This window comes from Bartonella sp. CL434QHHD (assembly GCF_042195145.1).
In the GTDB taxonomy this organism is placed as follows: domain Bacteria; phylum Pseudomonadota; class Alphaproteobacteria; order Rhizobiales; family Rhizobiaceae; genus Bartonella.
On sequence record NZ_JBHINT010000015.1, the window covers coordinates 1 to 15,915 of the forward strand.

The 15,915-nt window shown below is 39.3% G+C and carries 19 protein-coding genes and 1 pseudogene; 4 read left to right on the forward strand and 16 right to left on the reverse strand.

Translation table 11 applies throughout. From position 1 onward, the window contains the following. The 3 genes and pseudogenes from ACFILN_RS02710 to ACFILN_RS02720 all read left to right on the forward strand — a co-directional run. Positions 1-205, forward strand: a pseudogene (locus ACFILN_RS02710) (hypothetical protein); the annotation flags it as partial. Between the two features lie 579 nt (positions 206-784). Continuing rightward, positions 785-1,135 carry a type II toxin-antitoxin system RelE/ParE family toxin gene (locus ACFILN_RS02715; protein WP_041581387.1) on the forward strand — a complete coding sequence of 117 codons (351 nt, stop codon included), beginning with the start codon at positions 785-787 and terminating at the stop codon, positions 1,133-1,135. Position 1,136: 1 nt separating this feature from the next. Next, the gene (locus ACFILN_RS02720; protein WP_015856199.1) at positions 1,137-1,460 is read left to right on the forward strand and encodes a helix-turn-helix domain-containing protein; all 324 of its coding nucleotides are present in this window, start codon (positions 1,137-1,139) and stop codon (positions 1,458-1,460) included. A 276-nt stretch (positions 1,461-1,736) separates the two neighbouring features. Here ACFILN_RS02720 and ACFILN_RS02725 read toward each other — a convergent pair whose 3' ends face one another. The 6 genes from ACFILN_RS02725 to ACFILN_RS02750 all read right to left on the reverse strand — a co-directional run bounded on the left by ACFILN_RS02725 (position 1,737) and on the right by ACFILN_RS02750 (position 7,895). Beyond that, positions 1,737-2,117 carry a hypothetical protein gene (locus tag ACFILN_RS02725; RefSeq protein ID WP_375667364.1) on the reverse strand — a complete coding sequence of 127 codons (381 nt, stop codon included), beginning with the start codon at positions 2,115-2,117 and terminating at the stop codon, positions 1,737-1,739. A gap of 19 nt (positions 2,118-2,136) precedes the next feature. Further along, positions 2,137-3,261 (reverse strand): N4-gp56 family major capsid protein, encoded by a 1,125-nt coding sequence (locus tag ACFILN_RS02730; protein ID WP_375654812.1) that lies wholly within the window; start codon positions 3,259-3,261, stop codon positions 2,137-2,139. A gap of 91 nt (positions 3,262-3,352) precedes the next feature. After that, complete coding sequence (locus ACFILN_RS02735) at positions 3,353-4,246, reverse strand: hypothetical protein (protein WP_273791510.1); 894 nt, start codon at positions 4,244-4,246, stop codon at positions 3,353-3,355. Between the two features lie 13 nt (positions 4,247-4,259). Beyond that, the gene (locus ACFILN_RS02740; RefSeq protein WP_375667362.1) at positions 4,260-6,269 is read right to left on the reverse strand and encodes a portal protein; all 2,010 of its coding nucleotides are present in this window, start codon (positions 6,267-6,269) and stop codon (positions 4,260-4,262) included. Further along, complete coding sequence (locus ACFILN_RS02745; RefSeq protein WP_375670802.1) at positions 6,254-7,582, reverse strand: PBSX family phage terminase large subunit; 1,329 nt, start codon at positions 7,580-7,582, stop codon at positions 6,254-6,256. The genes ACFILN_RS02740 and ACFILN_RS02745 overlap by 16 nt, the downstream gene beginning before the upstream one ends. Then, on the reverse strand, positions 7,563-7,895 hold the full coding sequence (locus ACFILN_RS02750) for a hypothetical protein (protein WP_375663005.1): 333 nt from the start codon (positions 7,893-7,895) through the stop codon (positions 7,563-7,565). Before ACFILN_RS02750 ends, ACFILN_RS02745 begins: the two co-directional genes overlap by 20 nt. Before the next feature lie 205 nt (positions 7,896-8,100). Between ACFILN_RS02750 and ACFILN_RS02755 the strand changes: the two genes are divergently transcribed. Beyond that, positions 8,101-8,724 carry a hypothetical protein gene (locus tag ACFILN_RS02755; RefSeq protein ID WP_026017333.1) on the forward strand — a complete coding sequence of 208 codons (624 nt, stop codon included), beginning with the start codon at positions 8,101-8,103 and terminating at the stop codon, positions 8,722-8,724. 9 nt (positions 8,725-8,733) lie between these two features. On the opposite strand, the gene ACFILN_RS02760 is transcribed toward ACFILN_RS02755, so the two are convergent. The 10 genes from ACFILN_RS02760 to ACFILN_RS02805 form a co-directional block, all read right to left on the reverse strand. After that, entirely contained in the window at positions 8,734-9,264 is a 531-nt protein-coding gene (locus ACFILN_RS02760) for a hypothetical protein (RefSeq protein WP_375663006.1), read from the reverse strand. A gap of 15 nt (positions 9,265-9,279) precedes the next feature. Next, the gene (gene ssb, locus ACFILN_RS02765) at positions 9,280-9,720 is read right to left on the reverse strand and encodes a single-stranded DNA-binding protein (RefSeq protein WP_375631940.1); all 441 of its coding nucleotides are present in this window, start codon (positions 9,718-9,720) and stop codon (positions 9,280-9,282) included. Between the two features lie 85 nt (positions 9,721-9,805). Continuing rightward, complete coding sequence (locus ACFILN_RS02770; protein ID WP_375670804.1) at positions 9,806-11,281, reverse strand: replicative DNA helicase; 1,476 nt, start codon at positions 11,279-11,281, stop codon at positions 9,806-9,808. A 262-nt stretch (positions 11,282-11,543) separates the two neighbouring features. Further along, entirely contained in the window at positions 11,544-11,984 is a 441-nt protein-coding gene (locus ACFILN_RS02775) for a hypothetical protein (RefSeq protein ID WP_375620303.1), read from the reverse strand. A 76-nt stretch (positions 11,985-12,060) separates the two neighbouring features. Then, entirely contained in the window at positions 12,061-12,579 is a 519-nt protein-coding gene (locus tag ACFILN_RS02780) for a Rha family transcriptional regulator (RefSeq protein ID WP_375670806.1), read from the reverse strand. Between the two features lie 351 nt (positions 12,580-12,930). Further along, the gene (locus ACFILN_RS02785; protein ID WP_375654789.1) at positions 12,931-13,386 is read right to left on the reverse strand and encodes a hypothetical protein; all 456 of its coding nucleotides are present in this window, start codon (positions 13,384-13,386) and stop codon (positions 12,931-12,933) included. After that, positions 13,373-13,702 (reverse strand): hypothetical protein, encoded by a 330-nt coding sequence (locus tag ACFILN_RS02790; protein WP_375670808.1) that lies wholly within the window; start codon positions 13,700-13,702, stop codon positions 13,373-13,375. The genes ACFILN_RS02785 and ACFILN_RS02790 overlap by 14 nt, the downstream gene beginning before the upstream one ends. 273 nt (positions 13,703-13,975) lie before the next feature. Then, on the reverse strand, positions 13,976-15,109 hold the full coding sequence (locus ACFILN_RS02795) for a hypothetical protein (protein ID WP_375670810.1): 1,134 nt from the start codon (positions 15,107-15,109) through the stop codon (positions 13,976-13,978). Next, positions 15,099-15,449, reverse strand: coding sequence for a DUF1376 domain-containing protein (locus ACFILN_RS02800; RefSeq protein ID WP_375670812.1), 351 nt, complete (start codon positions 15,447-15,449; stop codon positions 15,099-15,101). The genes ACFILN_RS02795 and ACFILN_RS02800 overlap by 11 nt, the downstream gene beginning before the upstream one ends. Next, positions 15,439-15,912 (reverse strand): crossover junction endodeoxyribonuclease RuvC, encoded by a 474-nt coding sequence (locus ACFILN_RS02805; RefSeq protein WP_375670814.1) that lies wholly within the window; start codon positions 15,910-15,912, stop codon positions 15,439-15,441. Before ACFILN_RS02805 ends, ACFILN_RS02800 begins: the two co-directional genes overlap by 11 nt. Between the last annotated feature and the right edge of the window lie 3 nt (positions 15,913-15,915).

Here is a 15,915-nt window from a genome sequence, read left to right on the forward strand (position 1 = left end):
TTATGGAAATGCTTGTGTGAGTGGCTCTTGTGAGATTTATGGCTCTGTTTATGGCAATGCTAAAATCTCATATTGTGCAACAATCTGGGGGCGTGTTTATGGCAATGCAAAAATCAATAAAAAAAGCAAAGTAAGGTTGGTTCCAAAAAATTGTGAGGTGTATGAAAGGGATAATGTTGTCAATATAACTGATAAAACAGAATAAAAAGAGACATGGGGGGCGTGCATTCTTTATGGTTATAAACGCATATAAAATGCATTGCTATAAACATATCATAAAAGAGAGAGTAAAATAAAAAAAAAGCCGTGCCAAATGATATGACGCGGCTTTCAAATAGCGTTTTTTATTGATTAAAATGAATCATCCACAATGGAGTAATGAATGCATATATACAAAACGTATCATATTGCAAGCGCTCTATGAGAGATATGAAAACTTATCAAAAGGAATGTAAATGATGCATATGATCTTTAATCACTCATTTGAATGAGAAAACCTATAACGCTTGTTATGGCTATCAAACGTATCAAACAAATCAAAACGCTCGGTAGCTTTAACAATCCAATCAAAAGCAAATGCATATTCAATAAATATCTGCAAAAAACGTTCTTTTTACATTTGGAAGCGTTGGTTTTTACAAAGCAGCTTTTCATAAGATAAATAAACAATTATGGTTTTTTGTTACCATTTTTATCAAGTCAATTTTATTAATAATAGTTATTAAAAAATCACAAAATTAGAATAACCACTTGAAAATATACCCATATGGGTATATTAATAATCATGAGTAAAATAAAACGTATCATATGGCTTGGTTCTTCACTCAAAGATATAAAAAGTCTTCCTGATCTTATTCAACAAAGGATTGGTTATGCTCTTTATCTTGCTCAGATAGGAGATAGAGGAGAAAATGTTAAGGTTCTCAAGGGGTTTGGATCTGCCAATGTTCTAGAAATTATTGAACGCGATATTCAAGGAACTTATCGCGCTGTTTATACGATACAATATAAAAAATCTCTTTATGTGTTGCATTGTTTTCAGAAAAAATCGACCCGTGGCATTGCAACACCAAAACCAGACATTAATCTGATTAAAGAACGTCTCAAGTTAGCAGAACAATTAGAAGGGAATTAAAATGATCAATGTTTTTCACGGTAGTTCCAATGTTTATGCGGATCTTGGCTTTTCAGATTCCAGAGAGATGCTTATCAAAGCGCAACTTGCTCATAAGATTAGTCAAATTCTGAAAGAAAAGAACTTAACACAAAAACAGGCTAGTCAACTTTTGAAAATGACTCAACCAAAACTGTCTAAACTCTTAAGTGGAGAATTTCGAGGAATTAGTGAAATGAAAATGCTTGAGTGTTTGGCAAAATTGGGAAACGATATAAAGATTATTGTTAATCCGAAAGAAGTTAAAACGCTTGAAGGACATTTTGAAGTTGTTTTTTCTTCTTAAACTTCTTTATGATTAGCTTTTTATGGTCTATTCATACATGGCAATTGTTTATAAAAAATGGTCAAATGAATCACGTATAAAAGTGTGGATTCTTGAGTGGATTCATATAAGATAATTACACTCAACCTATTGACTTTATTGTATTTTTTAGTATTATATCTCATATGACCGACACTAAGTGCGAAAGTGTTCTCTTATGACGATAAACATCTCGCTTTACAGGTATCGGTCCTCCGGTCTTAACCCGAATATAATGACGTGTCATCAAAATACCTCTCAACGATTGGTCACGAATTGCACCACCACAACACACTCTCCAGCCGCGGTTGTTTTATCCCGTGTTGCATAAAGCGTAAGCTCTTGATCATCTGGAACAAACTCTTTTTGGTTGGTTGATGTAAAATCTTGAGTGCTTTGGGTTTTGATGTCCTTTTCACTAAACTCATTACCACCATAGGTGCTACCTATCTTTAATTTCGCATCCGAAAACGCTGTCTTCACAAACGCTTTAATCGAAAGGATCATCGCACCACGCGGTAAAGTCCCGATTTTGCGTGTCAAATGCTTATCTTTATACGAGATATTCAAACGCAAAAAACTGACCTGATGTGTATGAAGATCTCTGCCGTGTAAGTGTCCTGTTACGCCATCTACCATGTCCTATTTCCTTTCCTCATCACTCAACTTCACCGCTGTAGGTGGGGATAACTATCGTTCCAAAATCTTGGGCTCCTTGTGCTCTTCCGGGCATTTGGAAACGCGTTTTCTTCATGCCCATAATTGTATGCACTCCAAAACCGTATTCGCGTTTGTAGTCGAAGGTTTCTTCTTCGATTTTATAGCGGGTCTTACCGTAACTCTTACCAAATGCCATAACGACACTTTGCGCTCCAAGCAAAACAGCACGGCGCACACCTTCAAGACGTGTACTATCCGTGGATTTAACACCATTGGTGACATGCTCTGATTCACGTAAAATCACACCGTTGTACATGCCTAGAGAACCATCAAAGATTGGGTTTTTGGAACGCGAACCGGTATAAGCGGCTTTCTGAATATCAAGCCATTGACCCGTCTCTGTATTGGTGCGCAATTGCGTTACCTGAATGGGATGCAAATACAACACATAAACACTCTCGCCATTCACACGAACCGGTCTAATTTTAGGATTCGCTAGCTTAGCGCACTGAACCGCTTCATCTATCAATTTAAGATTAAAGCTGTGTTTGGCTTTTTCTGTAAGATCTTCATCCTTGGTTTTTGCTTCTGGTCGCACAATGCGCTTATTGCTTGGAGCTAACGGTGCATTAAAGCCCCAAAAAAGAGGATCAAGATCAACCAGTTCTCCCTCAAAACGGAGCCTGTTAGCGGTATAACCGCAAGCATGAACGAAAAACATCAAACTCAAACGGTCCGCATACCAATCTGATAAACTGTTTTTGGCTTCTTCGCGCAAATTAAACAATGTGCGCTGATTATCAATAGTGCCTTCATTGGCAATTCTTGTTCCATGATAAAGTTCATTGATATACAGTTTATCATGAAGGAATTGGAGTGCCTCTTCATTGCCTTCAAGGGTTTCTCCCTCACTCACACCACGTCCTGATAACTGAGCTCGCAGACTAAATGTTACACAATCCCCTTTGCCTTTTTGCGTCTCTGTTTTCACCTGAATAATGCTATTGGAATCCTGCCCCATCAAAGGAGCAATGGGGGTTGCTTTGGAGACCTCCGCATCAAGTATTCTCGCCCATGTTTTTAACGCATGTGGATCATTAATCCCTATATGTGTTGTTGCCATTTATTTCACCTTTCTTTGCTATAAAAAAACCGGCTTAAAGCCGGAACACCAACCCGCACCAAAGGCGGCTTATTCTCTAAAAGTCTTTCACTTAATCTTCATCATCCGCACCACTCAATTTGCGTATAAGCACTCGGTTTTTTGGATTACTGTACCACGCTTGAAACTCTTTATCCGTCATAGCGTCCATCGTTTCCCATGAAAGTGGACCTGTACTTCCCCCTCCACCAGATGCCGTTAAGGTTCTCGCAGAATTCTGACGGCTTTGAAGTTCTGCAACTTGATTATTCGCTTGAACCCCTTGGTTCTGATAGCCAAGATTTTGCGCTATTCTATAAATCTCTTCTGCCGGATTGAGATCTCTTTGTGCACAAGTCGCTACAAGAGCATGCAATTGATCTCTTATAATCGCATCTATTGTGTTTTGTTGTCCATACTCAGGATAAAGTGATGACCAAGAACTCAATTCCTTTGCGCGTGCCTCATAAAGAAAATTTGCCGCGGCATCAAAATCACTGGATTTATTTTGAAACGACTTAACAGAATTATTAAAAAATTCACCAAGACGTATATCATGCTGCTGCCGTTCCTCAGCTTGTCTTAGCGCTTCTTTCTGTTCCCTAATATACGCATCCTGCTCTTGTAGCTTTTTTCCCATCCAACTCATATAGCCAATAATGTCTTGTGTAGGGTCTGGGGGTGCATTTTCACCTTCAACCATTGGCGTCTGGGATTGGGGTTCATAAAACTTTACAAGCGCTTCACGGGCTTGTTTGGCTTGTTGCTCCATACGCTGCTGTTCTATACTAGGAACAATCTCTGAAGGTTTTTCAACGGGCTGTGCAACCGGCTCTGGAGAGGTGACATCATCATTATCAATCGTTTCACCATCATAAGTGCCGGCATCAAAAGAGCTCTCATCATCAAAGACCGGTGCTCCAACTCTGTAATCTTCATTCATAGCTTCATTCATTTCTGCATTCATTCTTTCACCTCTCTTAACTATGCATACCTCTGTGTAATGCTATTCGCTCTCGCATAATCTGATTGTGTGCCTGATCATTGAGAAGCTTCTGCCGTTCAATGTCATGGCGCTGTTGCATCATTTCTGCTTCTAATTCTGCTCTCTTTTGACGCATGAACAATTCAATCTGCTTGCCTTGTAAATCCATCTGTTGCATCTGATTTTTAGCCGCAATATCTTGCTGCTTTTCCTGCAACTTCATTTCCTGCTCGGGGTCCATCTGCTGTTGTTGTGCCATTTGTTGCTGTTGGAACTTCTCACTGACACGATTGAGTAATGACGCCGGCAATGGAGAATAACGAAGTAGATCAAGCATAATATCCGGCGTAATCGCATTTTGAAGCAATGGGAGCAGTTGTGTGATAATACCGAAGGTGCGCTCTTTCTCATTCGGGCTGGTTGGCGCATCATCAACAACAATGTCATACTCGACACTCGTTACTTCTTCACGCGTCAATGGAATATATTGCGCATTCTCCTCACCAGATATCCGTACCAAACGACCATCGGACAAGTAATTCTGTATCAAGTGCAAAATAATCTTACCTTGCCGCTTGCGGTACAAACGTAAACCATCAAACAGACAAGCAAGCAGATTTAAACTGGATTGGCGTCGTTGTGCCTCCAAAATACCCGCTTGTGTCACTTCTCTTGTGCCAATGAATTCGGGCGATAAACCCGTCACCTGATTAATTGCTTCCTTAGCTTCATTAAACAGTTGGAAAAACCCCGTTGGAAATTCTGCTACGGGTTTGGGTTGGATCTTTCCTTGTGCAAGGGCGCCATCTTCAGCAACTAGCAACGCATCAGCCCGCGACCAATCTTGCATAGCCTGCCTGATGTCCTTAAATGCCCCTTCCTCGACAATAAGCCCCCCTTTGGATTGGCTATTAAGGATATACATCACTTGACTGAAATATTTATTCGCCCACCGTTGTGGATCTTTTGTCGGACGCACAACCCCATAAAATTGCCGTTCTATCTTGTCAAAATACCCCGTTATACACTCCCAACCCAATTGACCCGCTGGAACCATGGGTTGATCGGGGGATTCAAGCAATTTTCTCCCTAAAAAAGCACGTCTTACAACCTTTTTATTGAAAGCTGCCCCTTGGATATCGGGCATCATGCACTGTAGCTGCTTAAATTCTTCCTCGCTATAATCACGAAGTTCTCCAGTGCTTAAATCGGGCGCTTTGTAATACCTCTCGCTTTCAAACCAACGGCATTCAACAAGTGTAACCATCCGACGACCGTTTTCAACATCAATGCTCCCTTCATCACTGTAATAATCAAGATCATTATGGTGAACACCTTCATGAGAGCTACCATCCCTTGCCCAATCTGCACTCAGCTCTGTCCAATGAGATTTGGGAAACATCTGCTTAGCTACTTCTAACGGCTTGCGATCTACATACCACAAACGTTGCGCATCGGTTAAATTCGGTTGCACCGCTGCACTATCCCAAACCATCTTTAACGGGTCTAAACGCGTAATTACCGGTTCACCATCGAGGCTGTTCTCATAATCAAGCCGTGTATCAGTCCACCCCATGCCGCAGATAACCGCATCTTGGAAAGCATCACTATCAGCGTATTCTGCATGCGCCATGTCCCGAAACCATTCTGCCGCACCGGTAAGCAATTCACTAGGCAATGCCTTCCCTACTTGACGGGGAATAAACTGCACTTCGCGCTTGTTATTACGCTCTGACCCCACAACGGCATTGACCAATGGGGCAATACGATTAAAGGTCATAACGGGGCGGCGTTGCTTTTTTAACGCCGATAAATCTTCTTCATTCCATTGATCACCATTGTAAAAACCAAAATCCTCCCGCGCATGTTCACGCCATTTATTCACATGCTCCACATCTTCTTTGTACCAGCTCACAAGCTTGCGAAATAAGCCTTCTGTCGACAAATCTGATGCGTTACTTTCTTTATCTAAATGCTCTTCATCATACATCATTCTGCCATCCATGAGGTACTCTCATATTCCGTTCTGCCGCTATAAGCTGGTCGCTTTTGTATTTCTTTTGGTGGTTTGTATGAAATACACATCAGTCCAAAGGCATCTGCCCCATGACTGGACCAATCGTGCTCTGCTCCCAAGCCAATATTGCGCTTCTCATCCCATTTCTCGTGATACCAGTTCAGTGCCTTACGTCCTGCTACCGTCGTCTTTTCATTAAACCAAACAGAAGGCAAAACACGGCGGACTGTTTCTATACGTATCTTAACAGCTCCTGCTCCCTGATTAGGGATAACTTTTGTTTGAAAGCCTGCCTGTTTAAGAGCGCTCTCAAAACTCACATTGTGCACACGGTCTCTGGTTGCCCCATCATGGGGGAGAACCATCAATGCCTTCTCATAACCATTTTGACGCAACCAACCGATATGCTCCGATAAAGGCTGCCCCTGTGCTTCGTAATAATCAAGCACTCTGATCTCTCTACCAACAAATTGCGCTATCCATATCGCCGTGGCATCTGCCTTAGCACCCGTGCCCCCAATATCCCAAAAGGCGCGTATTTGCATTAAAGGATCACGAGCAACACGCCCTATCCGCCCCTCCTGCTCGGCTGCCAACATTTCCTTTTGATAATAAGCGCCTTGAACCGCTGTAAGATAAGCCCCTTCCCAGATATGCTTATAGGTCTCTGGACGGTTTCTCAGATCATCCAATCGCGCTTCATTCAAGATCTTGGGAAACTTCGGATTGTCTAACCAGTTGATCTCAACACGCTTGATTGCCTCATTGTCTGAAAAGCGAAACCGCTTCTCAACGGGGGCATTCTCTCGCAACGGGTTCCATGTCACCCATAATTCTGCATTCCAATCTTTTCCTTCTTCACGCAAAGTCGGTATAAGCGTCTGCCAAGCCGTCTCTGTAACGGGCTCTGCCTCATCAACCCAACAAAGCAAAATACGCCCCATAGACTTGATACTGGCTATATTGCGGTCAAGACCAGAAAACTGAAAGGCTATACGACCATCTATCGACTTAATCGACGACTCCCCAACCTTGTAATAGTCCTTTAAAAAGTCATGTGCTTCAATGGCGCGCTTAATTTCCTCCAATGAACTTTCTGACAAAGAATTCTGAAACTGACGTGCACAAAGTATAGTGCCCGATATCCCTTGCATACCAAATTGATAGCCTTTTAAAGCAGCCATCAAGGCAAATGATCTTGTCTTTCCAGACCCTCGTCCACCCCAAGCAGCACGCACCAAAGCCTTATCTGTAAAAATCGGTATAAGCTTTGGAACAATACTAATCTGTCGTGTTGTCATTGACCAAAGGCGCGATTTCTACACGCGTTATCACCTTAATGGCTCCCCCATCTTCACCTGTTACCTGTAAAGGCAACACCTTACCAAGCAACGCTAAATAAGCAGCGGGGCATTCCATAGCCTGTTTTTCCAAATAAGAGATCAAACCATCCTTGCCAATTTTATTCCCAGCATTCTCAGCAGCCTTAACCACTGCTTCTTTTAAAATGCGCGTCATCTTATTCGGAACGCCTTTGACACGCCCTTGACCTGCCTTTGGTGGTATACGCTTTTTAATGGGTTGTGGAGCCTGATGTGTATTTTCTGATGTCATAAAATACGCCCTCCAGATAATAAAAAACCCCGCAAATGCGGGGATTCCAAACTGCACTGCCTCTCGTCTAGATACAGTACGACCAAGTACAGCAATGTCATTAAATACGATTTGCTACACTTTGTCAACACTAAAATAACACATATTGATAATTTCAAAGGGAATCGGTTAAACAGCGCTTATGAATAATTAAGGATCCAAAATAATGAAATCATTATCCATAACACGCATCATAACATTTATAGCTTTCTTTTCTATATCAGCGCTACCTGCATCAGCGTCATTTGGATTTATAGACAAATTGACGCGTATGTTTACAAGTGTAGATACTATAGAGAAGTATAATCAACTTTACGACAAATACGCGAGTAAAGAATATACTGGCTTTACGCATTTTAATAAGCTAAGCCAAGCACAAGAATTTGTATACAGCCGTGGCCATCATAAGATGCCTTCCAAATTTGATCCTGTATTGCATCGTCACGTATTCGTTATTTTATGTGGACGCTTTGTGAATTTATTGCGGGGTGAGTATAATGAAGAAATGTCATGGGCAATGCTACCCAATGTAATAAGTCGTTTACGTTATGAACATAATTGGAGTGAAAGAGATTTTATGTGGGCATACAACGAATCCAATAACAGCAAAAATCCAATGATTTATTATGCAAAAAAATTTCTTAGTAATTCGACTGGAACTGGCATTAGCCCCAAAACACAAATGATAGTTGTAGTATCTGACGTGAGCACCGGTGATTATGAAAACACTAAACAAGTCGCTAGATTTTGCAGAGACTTACCAACGATATATGATATAATGAAACCGTAATAGAGATTGTCATTTACGATCAAAATGTTTCTGAAGCACATTAAGAGCAACACGCAGCGAATTCACAAGATGTGGTAACATTTGATCTTCTATCACGAGGTACTGTAGCGCAGCATGAAGATTATACTGTCTATAGAGGCATTGGGCTTCTTTTAGTGCCTCTTGCGTGTTTATAAACTGCTCTGTTGCAAATGCTACCCACTTATCTCTTGCCTTATCATCTGAAGATGACGGCATTTCGTCATAAATCGCATTAGGCAAGCCTTTTGCACAAAGGTAATCGTTTCTTATCTGTAGATATTGCTGGGCGGCGTCATATTGCTCTTGTGTAAGCACGCCTTGCAAGCAAAGCCGCCCTATGTAAGACCCAGAAAGTGGATTTTTTGCCTCCTGTAGCGTTAAACCGAAGCGCTTTGCACGCATTTCTATTGCCAATTTATCAACGGCTTCACGCGGTGCTTTTGCACGTGATATACGTCCGTTTGGTTCTCTTACCTGCCCTGCTATTTTAGGGCGTCCCCTCTTTTTATTTTTTTTCATAACACCGCCTTTTATTTAAAAAGGAACACTGTCATTCATAACGGTATGGGGCGTATCAAGAGGTCTGTAAATGCTTCTGTCATAAGCAGATGACTGATCTTGATTATCATCATTTTTGCCATCTAAAAGCTTTAACTCGCCTTTGTACTGAGGCAATATGACTTCTGTTACATAGCGATCAACACCGTTTTTATCTTGCCATTTACGGGTTTGTAGTCGCCCCTCGATATAAACTTTGCTGCCTTTATTCAGATACTGGAGTGCTATTTTTGCAAGATGTGGATTAAACACCACAATGGAATGCCATTCGGTTTTGTCTATTCTTTTATTGGTTGCCTTGTCTGTATAGCTCTCAGACGTTGCCATTCGAAAATTGACCACCTCGATGCCAGATGACATTGTTTTGCTTTCGGGATTGGCACCTAAATGACCAATTAAAATCACTTTATTAAGCATGTTTGTAAGTCCCATTAAATGATGTAAAGATCATAACATGTTTTATGTGTTTTTACAATGTTTTCAGTTATCTAATAACAATTATTTAATGTTTTACATTATGTGCTAAATCACTAAAGCGTGTAAAATCGGATTGAAAGGCAAGGGAAACGATTCCTGTCGGACCATGGCGTTGTTTTGCTATAATAACCTCGGCTTTACCCTTGGCTTGCTCCATTGCATCTTGCCATTTGCTATACTCAGCAGTGCCTTCTTTGGGTTCTTCATTTTTGAGATAATATTCTTCACGATAAACGAACAGAACAATGTCGGCATCTTGCTCGATTGAACCAGATTCACGTAAATCAGAGAGTTGCGGACGTTTATCGGTTCGGTTTTCAACTTGACGTGAAAGTTGTGACAGAGCAATGATGGGAATATTGAGTTCTTTTGCAAGTGCTTTTAATCCGGTGGTAATGGCTGTAATTTCTTGAACGCGGTTTTCTAATGAACGCTTTGAACCGCTTGTCATGAGTTGGATATAATCGATAATCAAGACATCTAGACCATGTTGTCGTTTAAGACGCCTTGCACGGGCGGCCAATTGTGCAAGGGATACACCCCCCGTTTGATCAATATAAAGAGGGATTGTTTGTAAGGAACGCATTGCGTGAATAATTTTTGCAAATTGCTCTTCTGAGATATTACCACGGCGCATATCAGAAGAAGAAACCTTTATTTGCTCTGAGATAATACGAGTTGCAAGCTGTTCTGTTGACATCTCAAGTGAGAAGAAACCAACAATACCCCCTTCATTGGCTTGGCTGTTATCATGACGCTTGCAAGCATTGGCAATATTAAAAGCAATATTGGTAGCCAGTGAGGTCTTCCCCATAGCAGGGCGCCCCGCAAGGATAATCAAATCAGATGCTTGTAACCCTCCCATTTTCTCATCAAGTGTTTTGATATGGGTAGCTATCCCTGAGAGCCTTGAGGAACGCTTTTTCGCTGCACTTGCCATGTTAAGTGCTTTTGCAATGGCTGTATTAAAGTTTTCAAACCCACCCCCATATTTTCCCTTTTCTGCCAATTCAAACAACTGATTTTCAACAGTTTCAATTTGTTGTGATGTTGTAAGGTCTACAGAAACATCATAAGCTCTATTCACAACTTGAGTGCCAAGGTTAATTAAAGAGCGTCGGATAAACAGATCATAAATGACGATTCCATAATCTTTAGTATTAATGATTGTGACTGCCTCGGTAGCTAAACGCACCACGTAATTATATACAGTGATGTCACCAATTTTCTCATCATTTTCAACAAAGGGCTTAATAGTAATGGGATCTGCAACTTTTCCACTTTGAATAATTTGTGAAATGATATTAAAAAGCCTTTGATGCAACGGTTCAAAAAAATGCTCTGCTTTTAAAAAATCAGAAACGCTATCAAGAGCATTATTATTGATAATGATAGCACCCAGCAAAGCTTTCTCTGCTTCAATATTATGGGGCAGTTGACGAAAAGAAGATTGTTCTTCTGTTTGAAAAGAAGGTAATTTAACAGCGCTCATTTTATTCATTATGATTTAAATTGATTTGATAAATGATAATTATAAATCACTGAATCTACAGTGTGAATCCCATTTTTATTTTACTTAACAGCTTGCGTTTTGATACGTTTTGTGCAATAAAGAGATGTTCTTTTATATTTCGATTGGTTATTTTAATCGTTTATTTGGATCGCTAGCTGTTTTGATAATAAAAGCCGTGTCTTAAAGGACGCGGCTTTTTTTAATTCTATCTTTTAGAAGCCGCTTTAGTCAATTTATCTACAGTCTTTATCTATCTACAAAAGGATATTAAACCTGTAGAAATCTCTTTTCTTCCTGTAACCCATGCCCCCAAAATAAGTTGCGTATCTCCAAAAACACGCGCCCTGCCACCAATAATTGCCTTTCCATAAGCACGTACATTACCGTAAACCTTCGCAAACCCATTAACACACGCCTCATCACAAATTATTGCATTTTCAAAAACCTTCGCATGCCCCCAAACCATAGCAGCATTATAAACCTTGGCATCATCACCAACCCAGCAATTGCCATCATGTGATAAGTTGTATTCACTTTCAATAAAGCCCCCTAAATCTCCTTTTTTAACACTTCCAAAACTTCTTAAAGCTTTAATGCGATAAAGTGTTCTAACTCTACCATAGAGATGGTCTTTAACTTCTGTAGTTTCATTAGTAAGTTCATATTTTTTGGATACATTTTTAGTGGTCATAGGTTTTACTCCTAATCTAAATATTCGATAAAATTTTAATGGAAATTTGAGAAGGCGCCCCCGCAACGCCTGTTATTTAAACTGCTTTTGCAATAGCGTTTGTTAAAACGCGCTTGGCTTCTGTCGTAACCAATTTGTAGTGATCAAGCTCTTTTTGTAGATCATTTACATACGATAAACGCGCAGCAATCATTCCCAAAACTTTACCAATTCCCTCAGGAGCTTTTAAACTTTCATAAGAAAATAAATCATTATCTCTAGAGAATAAATCATGATTTTTTGATTGGCTTTTTAATTCATAAAAAGCTTTAACAAGCGCCTTTTTAAATGCACGCACCGTATTATTATTGCGCATATATGTCATGAGCAAAGTTGCTTGTGATTCATTAAGGATTGCGATTTCTCTTTTTTGACATCCGCCATTTGTTTTAAAGGGTACGATCTCAAATCCAACCCTTCCAAACTCTTCAAAATCTTTAATATTTTTACGTAGCAATCTAATAACAGTAGCATGGCTATTACCCACACCCTCTGCAATTTTTAGAGAATTTGTAACTGCAACGCCATCATCATTGATTGTAACTAGATCTTTCATTGAAAAAACCTTTCTAATAGTTAGTACGTTTTTGATTTAAAAACCCTATAAGGGCATCGGGCGCTCAAAAACACGGCTATTAGTCCGTCGCTATGCTTTTCCCTCGCGAAGGGTATTGTATGGCATAGCTACACCCGATGTAATCAATATATGCTAATAATAGCATAAAAAACAATCAGTATTTTAAAGGCATGGGAAAGGTTGTTACGTAACCCATCCGCTAATAGCTAAGTGTTTTTGAAGCACTTGTGATTCGTTTAACAGAATGACTTTTTAAAGTCAATACGTATTTTTTATTTTTTCAATTTTTTTCATTTTGATACCTACCTAATTGAATATCAAGTGCTTTTTTTAGCTCTCTTTCTTTTTAATAGATGATTGTATCGCGTAAATGGACATGTTTATTAAACTGCGTGTATGCAACATGAGAAAGAATGAATAAACTAAAAAAAAGTACCAAATAACGATATCTAAATACCAAAATACAGTATAACTATTTGGAAAAATTAAAACGACAAGTGCTAAACTTATTAGCTTTAAAAGTCTGTGCAAATACTGTTGTAAATCACGTGTTAATGTCTTCCAACCTGTTGTATTGCCACGTTTGTATTTTGGATTGTTCTGCAACTCAAAAGGAATATGAGAATTGCATAAAATTACAAAAATATTTGTTATTATTATCAAACCAAAAGATGCAAATATCAAAATACCTTGGATAAAATAGGGATTTTTTTTAATTCCTAGAAAGCATAAAAATATAAAAATTATAATACCAAACAAGGCTCTTAGCTGCTTATCTGTAAACATATTTATTTCCTGCGGTTTTCGATAATTTTTTGATCTCTTTATTGATCTCGTCTATAAGAGGTTCGTAATTGAGAACGCTTTTCGGAATACCACCCCCATATATCCAAGCTTTCACTTGCGCCTTGGTACTGTAATCAACTTTACAAGGCATCTCATGATACTGACCACCGTCAAATTCTTCGTATTCTCTTGTGCCATCATCATATTCGTAAAGGTTATAAAAATGTTCTGCTACCCCTAATCCCCATGGTGCATGCCCCACCGCCGTTGCAACCCACTTTTTTTGCCCTTTCTGTTTACGTTTTTTTAAAAACATCTGGTTTAATATCCCCTATCTAAATCCATAACTTTACCAATGGGTTTATTTGCCTCAAAATGGACCGTACAGAAGCGTTTTTAATTTCAATGTGGTTTTTATCACAAAATCTTTAAATCGCTCTGTACGGTGCCTTTCTGTCAATTTAAACGCATCTCTATTCTCAAAATCATCAGCAAATTTCACTACTTTGCTGTTTTTTCGGATCCTTTTAAATACAATTTCATGACTGATGCTTCCGAAAAAAGCTCTATTTCTGATCCATAAGTGTCTTTAAGCGTAGATCGCTGTTGGGGGTATGCTAAATCTTTCTGAAAGGTTGTTTGCGAAATTGTTTGATGATGATTTATAGCATGCGGTTGCATATAGTTTTTCCGTTTCTAATTTTTTGTGTTTCTTAATTACCAGTCCATATTCTGGATGCGTAATCCAATTATCCCAAGCGCTTTGCCAATCGCGTTCATTTGCATTTCGACATGGGTTGGATTTTGAAAAGCGTACAAATTTTTCAAATTCTGATAAGGCTTCATCATGCGTTAATCCTTGTTCAGTTGCGTATTGAAAATCGGGTTTGAAATCTTCTAGTATTCTTTCAACTTCTTGTTTTTCGCTTGTTTTCTTAGTTTCTTCAAAAAAGTTTTCTTTCTCTGGAAAATAAGCAGGCATCATCGTGTCAAAGATTTCTGAAAGTTTTTTTCCAACCTTTTTAACTTTTCGTGAAGGCAATTTCGCAATCATCGCTTCGTTAATTTGCCATCGGTTGTTAACTTCGTTTGAAAGATTGATATTTTGCTCGCGAATGATTGGTTGTTTGGTTTCTATCGTTTTGATTTGCTCTGATTGAACATCATCACACTCGATTGGCTCGTCAACCAAATCGTTTGTTTCTAAATTTTCAAAATCAATTTCTCTTTTTGATAAAATAATATTTTTATTTTTTTTGTTATTGTTATTGTTATTGTTAATGTGTTGTCGTGATGAACTCATCATGATGTCATCATGACCTCGTGATGATGTCATGATGACATCATCATGTTCTCTTGATGAATTATCTTTCTGCTTATTTCTCTTAGTATTCGCAGCTTTTATAGCTTTTTCTGAGAGTCTATTTAAATTCTCATTAGAGTTATTGAGTTCTTCCTCAACATCTAAATTCCACAAGCGACCATCTGCTAAACGAATGAAATATCCTTCTTCAAGCAAAACATTCAGTGCCGCTTCAAACTTCTTCACTGAATAACCAGTGTAATTAGATAAAACTTTAATATTATAAAAAAGAGGTTCACCAGTATGCAACATACGTAACCGTAATCGCATATAGATATTGCCCTCTACAGCAGGCAAATAATCAACAACTATTGCCCACTTGTCTGCAAAAAGCCTCGTCCATGGCAACTTAGTTGACATACTTCACCTCCCTTTCTTTATTATTATTGCAAGTGAAATTATCTAGCTCTTCAGTGATGTTATTGAGTTCTTTTTCAACTTCTGAATTCCACAACCCACCATTGTCTAAACGTATGATGAATCCACCTTCAATCAAGGAATTCAAAGCTGCTTCAAACTCTTCTACTGGATAACCAACCCAAAAAGCTAATACCGTTAAGTCCTTTAAAATAGGTTCACCAGTATGGAGCATTAGAAGTCGCAACATGACATAGATACATTTCTCGGTCGGCGACAAACAACCAAGAGTAAGAAGCCACTTGTCTGCAAAAAGCCTCGTCCATGGCAACTTAGTTGACATACCCCAATTCCCTTTCTTTAACTAAATATAAAATTGCTAAAGCATCTGCTTCGTTATCATCTTTCGGATTGTGCCCTTTTGCACGCACCGCCTTAATCATCTCTTCTTTCGACGCATTCCCCTTGCCTGTCGTCGCTTTCTTAATCGTACTTACTGGTATCCCCTCATACGGTATCTGATGCTGTTCACACCACGCCGTTAACGTTGCTAACAAACCACCGTAAACATGCGCTGCATCTGTACCTTTATGACGCCTCACCTCTTCAAAATACACCACGTCAATTTGACCTGCTGTCTGCTTTATTTCTGATAGCCATTGTTTAAAACGCAAGTAACGCATTCCACCGCCTTCAAAACGGCGCGATTGAAAATTCACGGTACCACTGAATATGTCACCCTCGGCATTGCGAAACGCCCACCCCGTTTTGGTACCTAGATCAAAACAAAGGATTGTATGAAGCATCTA